The organism is Pseudomonas sp. 3MA1 (assembly GCF_029237275.1).
Classification (GTDB): domain Bacteria; phylum Pseudomonadota; class Gammaproteobacteria; order Pseudomonadales; family Pseudomonadaceae; genus Aquipseudomonas; species Aquipseudomonas fluorescens_AP.
The window spans coordinates 662,678-672,672 of record NZ_JAACFX010000004.1; the positions used below are offsets into that span (position 1 = coordinate 662,678).

The following is a 9,995-nucleotide window of genomic DNA, read 5'->3' on the forward strand; positions in this document are numbered from 1 at the left end:
TTCAACCATCAAAGACCGTCCGTCGGAAAGTTCAAACTAAGAACTGGTTCACATACTTCAAGTCAGGTTACTGCATGAATATCAATGTGACATTAATTCAGCGATTGTTTAGGATGGCACCCATAAGGTCAATAGTTTGGCATAAAGTTAATCTCGAAAAAAACTAGCCAAAATATTGACGTCTATACTGTCAAATACCCGTATTCAATTACACAGCAATGTACCTCCTGACTGAGTTGCGGCCCGCGCCCAAGCCGGTACATGGAAGTCGACTAAGCGGTACATCGGAGAGTCCCCAATGAGCAGTGTTGTTGCCATCGTCAAAAGCATTGTCGGTCAGGTTTTCGTAGTTTCCCCGGAAGGAATCCGGCGCGTACTCATCGAAGGCGACCGCCTGTTCGTGGGTGACCAGGTCGATACCGGTCCAGCTGGCGCCGTCACCCTGGAATTGACCGACGGGCGCACACTCGATCTTGGCCGTGACACCCAGTGGAGCGGTGCCGCGCCGGATTCCACCACCGACCTGGCCCAGGCCAGCGCGCAAGCCGCCCCCTCGGTGGCAGAGCTGCAGCAGGCGATCGCCGCCGGTGCCGACCCGACCACCGATCTGGAAGCCACGGCCGCGGGTCCGACCGCTGCGGGCACCGGGGGCGCCGCGGGGGGTGGCCACAGCTTCGTCCAGTTGCAAGAAACCGCTGGCCGGGTAGACCCGACCATCGGCTTCCCGACGGCCGGCCTGGGTCAAGCCACTTCGGCCGTGGACAACAACCTTGGTGGACTGACCAACAACGGTCTGGCCACCACCAACGGCAGCGGCAGTGATTCGCTGCGTCCGGCCACCCTGACCTTGGGCGCCACGCCGACCATCACCGAAGCCGGCGGTGTGCTGGTGTACACCGCCACCCTGACCCAGGCACCACTGACCGACCTGACCGTCACCCTGTCCAATGGCGCGGTCATCGTGATCAGCGCAGGCCAGACCACTGGCAGCGTGCAAGTCCCTCTGGCGCCCCAGGACAACGTCTATATCGACCCCGGCCAGATCAGTGTCAGCGTCACCGGCACCACCGGCGGCAGCGGCCTGCTGGTCACGGTTGACCCCACTCCGGCGGTGACTCAGATCACCGATACCATCGACACCACCACTGTCACCCTGAGCGCCGATGCCAGCGTCTCCGAAGGCGGGCAGATCACCTACACCGCCAACCTGACCAATCCGGCGCAGACGCCTGTGACCATCACCCTGTCCAACGGCGCGGTGATCACCATTGAAGCGGGCAAATCCAGCGGCTCGGTCGACGTAGCGGCCCCGGCCAACGACGTCTACAAGAACGGCAGCACCATCGAAGTCGGCATAACCAAAGCCGAAGGCGGCAACTTCGAGAACCTGCAGCCGAGCACCGACAAAGCGGTCACCACCGTCACCGACACGATCGACGACACCGGCCTCAGCCTGTCGGCCACCAGCACCGTGGCCGAGGGCGGTTCCATCGTCTATACCGCGACCCTGACCAATCCGGCCGGTACGCCGCTGACCGTGACGCTGTCCAATGGCGCGGTGATCACCATCGCCGCAGGCGCCACCTCCGGCACCGCCACCGTCGCGGCCCCGGCGGATGACGTCTACAAGGATGCGGGCAAGGTTGAAGTCACCATCACCAAGACAGAGGGTGGCAACTTCGAGAACCTGGTTACCAACCCAGCTCCAGCGGTCACCGACGTCACCGACACTATAGATACGTCGACTGTCAGCCTGACCGCCACGCCAAGCGTCGCCGAAGGCGGCATCGTCGTTTACACCGCGTCGGTGTCCGCGCCAGTGACCGGTTCGCCAGTTGTGGTGACCTTGTCCAACGGACAAACCATCACCATTCCAGTCGGTGAGTCTTCCGGCACCGTGAATTTCACCGCGCCAAACGATGCACTGGCTGGCGGTAGCTCCTTGAGCACCACCATCACCAAAGCCGACGGCGGTAATTACGAGAAGCTGGAGATCAACGACAAGCCAGCCGAAACCTCGGTTACCGATACTCCGGATACCACCACTCTGAGCCTGAGCGCTACTGACTCGGTGGCCGAAGGTGGTTCCATTGTTTACACCGCGACACTGACCAACGCTGCCGGCACCCCCGTCACCGTGACCTTGTCCAACGGTGCAGTGATTACTATTGCCGCAGGCGCTACCACAGGCACAACTACCGTCGCTGCGCCAGCGGATGACGTCTACAAAGACGCCGGCAAGGTTGAAGTCACCATCACCAAAGCGGACGGTGGCAACTTCGAAAACCTGGTTACCAACCCAGCGCCTGCCGTGACTGATGTCACTGACACTATCGATACGTCGACTGTCAGCCTGACCGCTACGCCAAGCGTCGCCGAAGGCGGCATCGTGGTCTACACCGCTTCGGTGTCCGCGCCAGTGACCGGTTCGCCAGTTGTGGTGACCTTGTCCAACGGTCAAACCATCACCATTCCAGTCGGTGAATCCTCTGGCACCGTGAACTTCACCGCTCCAAATGATGCTCTGGCTGGCGGCAGTTCCTTGAGCACCACCATCACCAAGGCTGACGGTGGTAACTACGAGAAGCTGGAGATCAATGACAAGCCAGCCGAAACCTCGGTTACTGATACGCCGGACACCACCACCCTTAGCGTGACCGCTACCGATACCGTGGCTGAGGGCGGCTCGATTGTTTACACCGCTACCTTGACCAACGCTGCTGGTACTCCCGTCACCGTGACCTTGTCCAACGGTGCAGTGATTACTATTGCCGCAGGCGCTACCACAGGTACAACTACAGTCGCCGCCCCAGCGGATGACGTCTACAAAGATGCAGGCAAAGTAGAAGTCACTATCACCAAAGCGGACGGTGGCAACTTCGAAAACCTGGTCACCAATCCAGCTCCGGCTGTGACTGATGTCACTGACACCATCGATACCAGCACTGTTTCGTTGACCGCCACGCCGAGCGTGGCCGAAGGCGGCATTGTCGTTTACACCGCTTCGGTCACCGCTCCTGTAACCGGCTCGCCAGTTGTGGTGACCTTGTCCAACGGTCAAACCATCACCATTCCAGTCGGGGAATCCTCCGGCACCGTGAACTTCACCGCTCCAAATGATGCTCTGGCTGGCGGCAGTTCCTTGAGCACCACCATCACCAAGGCTGACGGTGGTAACTACGAGAAGCTGGAGATCAATGACAAGCCAGCCGAAACCTCGGTTACTGATACGCCGGACACCACCACCCTTAGCGTGACCGCTACCGATACCGTGGCTGAGGGCGGCTCGATTGTTTACACCGCGACGCTGACCAATGCTGCCGGTACTCCCGTCACCGTGACCTTGAGCAACGGTGCAGTCATCACCATTGAGGCCGGTAAGACCACAGGCTCCGTTACCGTTGCTGCGCCTGCTGATGACGTCTACAAGGACGCGGGCAAGGTTGAAGTCACTATCACCAAAGCGGACGGTGGCAACTTCGAAAACCTGGTCACCAATCCAGCTCCTGCTGTGACTGACGTCACCGACACTATCGATACCAGCACCGTTTCGTTGACAGCCACGCCGAGCGTGGCCGAAGGCGGCATTGTCGTTTACACCGCTTCGGTTTCGGCACCAGTGACCGGTTCGCCAGTTGTAGTAACTCTGTCTAACGGCCAGACCATTACTATTCCGGTTGGCGAGTCCTCCGGCACCGTGAACTTCACCGCCCCAAATGATGCTCTGGCTGGCGGCAGCTCCCTGAGCACCACCATCACCAAGGCTGACGGCGGCAACTACGAGAAGCTGGAGATCAGCGACAAACCTGCTGAAACCTCGGTTACCGATACTCCGGACACCACTACCCTGAGCCTGACGGCCACCGACTCTGTGGCCGAAGGTGGCTCGATCGTTTACACCGCAACACTGACCAACGCCGCTGGCACTCCGGTCACGGTCACACTCTCCAACGGTGCCGTCATCACCATCGCCGCTGGCGCTACTTCGGGGACTGCAACCATTGCCGCTCCTGCGGATGATGTTTACAAGGATGCCGGTAAGGTCGAAGTCACTATCACCAAGGCAGACGGTGGCAACTTCGAAAACCTGGTTACCAACCCAGCACCAGCCGTCACCGATGTCACCGACACCATCGACACCAGCACCGTTTCGCTGACTGCCACACCGAGCGTGGCCGAAGGCGGCATTGTCGTTTACACCGCTTCGGTGTCTGCACCAGTAACCGGTTCGCCAGTTGTGGTGACCCTTTCCAACGGTCAAACCATCACCATTCCAGTCGGTGAGTCTTCCGGCACCGTGAATTTCACCGCGCCTAACGACGCACTGGCTGGCGGTAGCTCTCTGAGCACCACCATCACCAAAGCTGACGGTGGTAATTACGAGAAGCTGGAGATCAACGACAAGCCAGCTGAAACCTCGGTTATCGATACTCCGGACACCACGACTTTGAGCCTGTCGGCCACCGATTCCGTAGCCGAAGGTGGTTCCATCGTTTACACCGCGACCCTGACCAACGCGGCCGGTACTCCGGTCACCGTGACCTTGAGTAACGGTGCCGTCATCACTATCGCAGCGGGCGCCACCACCGGTACCGCCACCGTGGCCGCGCCTGCCGATGACGTTTACAAGGACGCTGGAAAAGTCGAAGTCACCATCACCAAAGCCGATGGTGGCAACTTTGAGAACCTGGTTACCAATCCAGCTCCGGCTGTGACTGATGTCACTGACACCATCGATACCAGCACTGTTTCGTTGACGGCCACGCCGAGCGTGGCCGAAGGCGGCATCGTCGTTTACACCGCTTCGGTATCAGCACCAGTGACCGGTTCGCCAGTGGTGGTGACCCTTTCCAATGGTCAAACCATCACCATTCCAGTCGGTGAATCCTCTGGCACCGTGAACTTCACCGCTCCAAATGATGCTCTGGCTGGCGGCAGTTCCTTGAGCACCACCATCACCAAAGCGGACGGCGGTAACTACGAGAAGCTGGAGATCAACGACAAGCCGGCTGAAACCAGTGTTACCGATACGCCGGACACCACGACTCTGAGCGTAACCGCTACCGATACCGTGGCTGAGGGCGGCTCGATTGTTTACACCGCGACGCTGACCAATGCTGCCGGTACCCCGGTTACTGTGACTCTGAGCAACGGTGCCGTAATCACTATCGCTGCTGGTGCCACCACCGGTACCGCCACCGTGGCCGCGCCTGCCGATGACGTTTATAAGGACGCCGGCAAGGTTGAAGTCACTATCACCAAAGCGGACGGCGGTAACTTCGAGAACCTGGTTACCAATCCAGCTCCTGCTGTGACTGACGTCACTGACACTATCGATACGTCGACTGTCAGCCTGACCGCTACGCCAAGCATCGCCGAAGGCGGCATCGTCGTTTACACCGCGTCTGTGTCGGCACCAGTGACCGGTTCGCCGGTTGTGGTGACCTTGTCCAACGGTCAAACCATCACCATTCCAGTCGGTGAATCCTCCGGCACTGTGAACTTCACCGCGCCCAACGACGCACTGGCTGGCGGTAGCTCCCTGAGCACCACCATCACCAAAGCCGACGGCGGCAACTACGAGAAGCTGGAGATCAGCGATAAGCCCGCTGAAACCAGCGTTACCGATACTCCGGATACAACCAATCTGAGCCTCTCGGCCACCGACTCCGTGGCTGAAGGCGGCTCCATTGTCTATACCGCGACACTGACCAATGCTGCCGGTACTCCAGTGACCGTGACCCTGTCCAACGGTGCAGTCATCACCATTGAGGCCGGTAAAACCACAGGTTCCGTTACCGTTGCTGCGCCTGCTGATGACGTCTATAAAGACGCTGGCAAAGTTGAAGCGACCATCACCAAGGCTGAAGGCGGCAACTTCGAACACCTGGAGACCAACCCAACTCCAGCCGTGACGGATGTCACTGACACTATCGATACGTCGACTGTCAGCCTGACCGCCACACCGAGCGTGGCCGAGGGCGGCATCGTGGTGTACACCGCTTCGGTTTCGGCACCAGTGACCGGTTCGCCGGTTGTGGTGACCTTGTCCAACGGTCAAACCATCACCATTCCAGTCGGTGAGTCCTCTGGCACCGTGAACTTCACCGCTCCAAATGATGCTCTGGCTGGCGGCAGTTCCTTGAGCACCACCATCACTAAGGCTGACGGCGGTAACTACGAGAAGCTGGAGATCAACGACAAGCCAGCCGAAACCTCGGTGACTGATACACCAGACACCACCACGCTGAGCCTGAGTGCTACTGACTCGGTAGCAGAGGGTGGGTCCATCGTTTACACCGCGACACTGACCAACGCTGCCGGCACACCTGTGACCGTCACCCTTTCGAACGGTGCGGTAATCACCATCGCAGCGGGCGCCACTTCCGGCACCGCCACCGTCGCGGCACCAGCCGACGACGTTTACAAGGACGCTGGCAAGGTTGAAGTCACCATCACCAAAGCGGACGGTGGCAACTTCGAGAACCTGGTCACCAACCCTGCTCCAGCAGTGACGGACGTCACTGACACCATCGACACCAGCACTGTCTCCCTGACGGCGACTCCGAGCGTCGCCGAAGGCGGCATCGTGGTGTACACCGCTTCGGTTTCGGCACCAGTGACCGGTTCGCCGGTTGTAGTGACTCTGTCCAACGGCCAGACCATCACCATTCCAGTTGGTGAGTCGTCCGGCAGCGTGAACTTCACCGCACCCAACGACGCACTGGCTGGCGGTAGCTCCCTGAGCACCACCATCACCAAAGCCGACGGCGGCAACTACGAGAAGCTGGAGATCAGCGATAAGCCCGCTGAAACCAGCGTTACCGATACTCCGGATACAACCACTCTGAGCCTCTCGGCCACCGACTCCGTGGCTGAAGGCGGCTCCATTGTCTATACCGCGACACTGACCAATGCTGCCGGTACTCCAGTGACCGTGACCCTGTCCAACGGTGCAGTCATCACCATTGAGGCCGGTAAAACCACAGGTTCCGTTACCGTTGCTGCGCCTGCCGACGACGTATACAAGGACGCTGGCAAAGTCGAAACCACCATCACCAAAGCTGAAGGCGGCAACTTCGAAAACCTGGTTACCAACCCAGCGCCTGCCGTGACTGATGTCACCGACACTATTGATACTTCGACTGTCAGCCTGACTGCCACACCGAGCGTGGCCGAGGGCGGCATCGTCGTTTACACCGCTTCGGTGTCCGCGCCAGTGACCGGTTCGCCGGTTGTGGTGACCTTGTCCAATGGCCAGACCATCACTATCCCGGTTGGCGAAAGCCACGGTTCGGTGAACTTCACCGCGCCAAACGACGCACTGGCTGGAGGCAGCTCTCTGAGCACCACCATCACCAAGGCTGACGGCGGTAACTACGAGAAGCTGGAGATTAACGACAAGCCAGCCGAAACCTCGGTTACCGACACCCCAGACACCACCACTCTGAGCCTTTCGGCGACAGATTCCGTGGCAGAAGGCGGGTCCATCGTTTACACCGCGACACTGACCAACGCGGCCGGTACTCCGGTCACCGTGACCTTGAGTAACGGTGCCGTAATCACTATCGCCGCAGGCGCAACCTCGGGCACCGCCACCGTCGCGGCACCAGCCGACGACGTTTACAAGGACGCAGGTAAAGTCGAAACCACCATCACCAAAGCTGAAGGCGGCAACTTCGAAAACCTGGTCACCAATCCAGCTCCAGCTGTGACTGACGTCACCGACACTATCGATACCAGCACCGTTTCGTTGACAGCCACGCCGAGCGTGGCGGAAGGCGGAATCGTGGTGTACACCGCTTCGGTGTCCGCGCCAGTAACCGGTTCGCCAGTGGTAGTGACCTTGTCCAATGGACAGACCATCACTATCCCGGTTGGCGAAAGCCATGGTTCGGTGAACTTCACTGCACCCAATGATGCTCTGGCTGGCGGCAGCTCCTTGAGCACCACCATCACCAAAGCTGACGGTGGCAACTACGAGAAGCTGGAGATCAACGACAAGCCGGCTGAAACCTCGGTTACCGACACCCCGGACACCACCACGCTGAGCCTGAGCGCTACTGACTCGGTGGCCGAAGGTGGCCAGATCACTTACACCGCGACCCTGAGCAATGCTGCTGGTACTCCGGTCACCGTGACATTGAGCAATGGCGCCGTGATCACCATCGCTGCTGGTGCCACTTCGGGCACTGCTACCGTCGCGGCTCCGGCTGATGACGTCTATAAAGACGCCGGCAAAGTCGAAGCCACCATCACCAAGGCCGAGGGTGGCAACTTCGAACACCTGGAGACCAATCCGACTCCGGCCGTGACTGACGTCACCGACACCATCGACAACTCCACCGTGTCGCTGAAGGCCACGCCTTCGGCTGCCGAAGGTGGCAACGTCACTTACACCGCAACCGTCACCGCGCCAGTCACCGGTTCGCCTGTTGTGGTGACCCTCGCCAATGGCGAGAAGATCACCATTCCGGTCGGTGAAACTACCGGCTCGGTGAGCATCACGGCGCCTAACGATGTACTGGTTGGCCACACCCCGCTGACCAACTCCATCACTAATGTGAGCGGCGGCAACTACGAAAACCTGGTCGCCGACAAGACTCCAGTCAGCACTACCGTGACCGACACTGTCGACACCACCAATCTGTCCCTGTCGGCTACACCTTCGGTAGCGGAAGGCGGTTCGATTGTTTACACCGCGACCCTGACCAACGCCGCCGGTACGCCGGTGACTGTAACGCTGTCCAATGGTGCCGTAATCACCATCGAAGCAGGCAAAACCACTGGCACCGTGACGGTCGCGGCACCAGCCGATGACGTCTACAAGGACGCCGGCAAAGTCGAAGCCACCATCACCAAGGCTGAAGGCGGCAACTTCGAAAAACTGGTGCCAAGCACCACACCGGCCGTCACCGACGTGACCGATACCATCGACAATTCCACCGTGTCGCTGAAGGCCACGCCTTCGACGGCCGAAGGCGGCAACGTCACCTACACCGCGACTGTCACCGCTCCGGTCACCGGTTCGCCTGTTGTGGTGACCCTCGCCAATGGCGAGAAGATCACCATCCCAGTGGGTGAAACCACCGGCTCGGTGAGCATCAGCGCGCCGAACGATGCGCTGGTCGGCCACACTCCGCTGACCAATGCCATTAGCGATGTCAGTGGCGGGAACTACGAGAATCTGGTGGCCGACAAGACCCCGGTCAGCACCACCGTGACCGACACCGTGGACACCACCAATCTCAGCCTCAGTGCCACGCCGTCGGTGGCCGAGGGTGGTTCGATCGTCTACACCGCGACCCTGACCAATGCGGCCGGCACGCCGGTCAACGTGACCCTGAGCAACGGCGCAGTGATCACCATCGCCGCCGGGGCAACCAGTGGCACCGTGACTGTGGCTGCACCTGCCGATGACGTGTACAAGGACGCTGGCAAGGTCGAGGTTTCCATCACCAAGGCCGACGGTGGCAACTTCGAGAAGCTGGTGCCTGATACCAAGCCCGTGGTCACCGACGTCACCGACACCATCGACAACTCCACCATTACGCTCAAGGCCACGCCGACGGCAGCCGAAGGCGGCACCGTCACTTATACCGCCACTGTCAGCGCGCCAGTTACCGGCTCGCCGGTGGTGGTGACTCTGGCCAATGGTGAAAAAATCACCATCCCGGTCGGCGAGAGCAGCGGTTCGGTGAGCATCAGCGCGCCGAACGATGTGCTGGTTGGCCACACTCCGCTGACCAATGCCATCAGCACGGTCAGCGGCGGGAACTACGAGAACCTGATTGCCGACAAATCGCCGGTCAGCACTACCGTGACCGATACCGTGGACACCACCAACCTCAGCCTCAGCGCTACACCGTCGGTGGCCGAGGGCGGTTCCATCGTCTACACAGCGACCCTGAGCAATGCCGCCGGTACTCCGGTCACCGTGACCCTGAGCAACGGTGCGGTAATTACCATTGCCGCAGGCGCCACTTCCGGTACCG

1 protein-coding gene is annotated in these 9,995 nt (G+C 60.0%); it reads left to right on the forward strand.

Annotated features, from left to right (window positions below; genetic code table 11):
• Nucleotides 1-298: 298 nt before the first annotated feature.
• On the forward strand, nt 299-9,995 hold a 9,697-nt coding region (locus tag GWQ44_RS15570; RefSeq protein WP_275927710.1), incomplete at its 3' end, for a retention module-containing protein.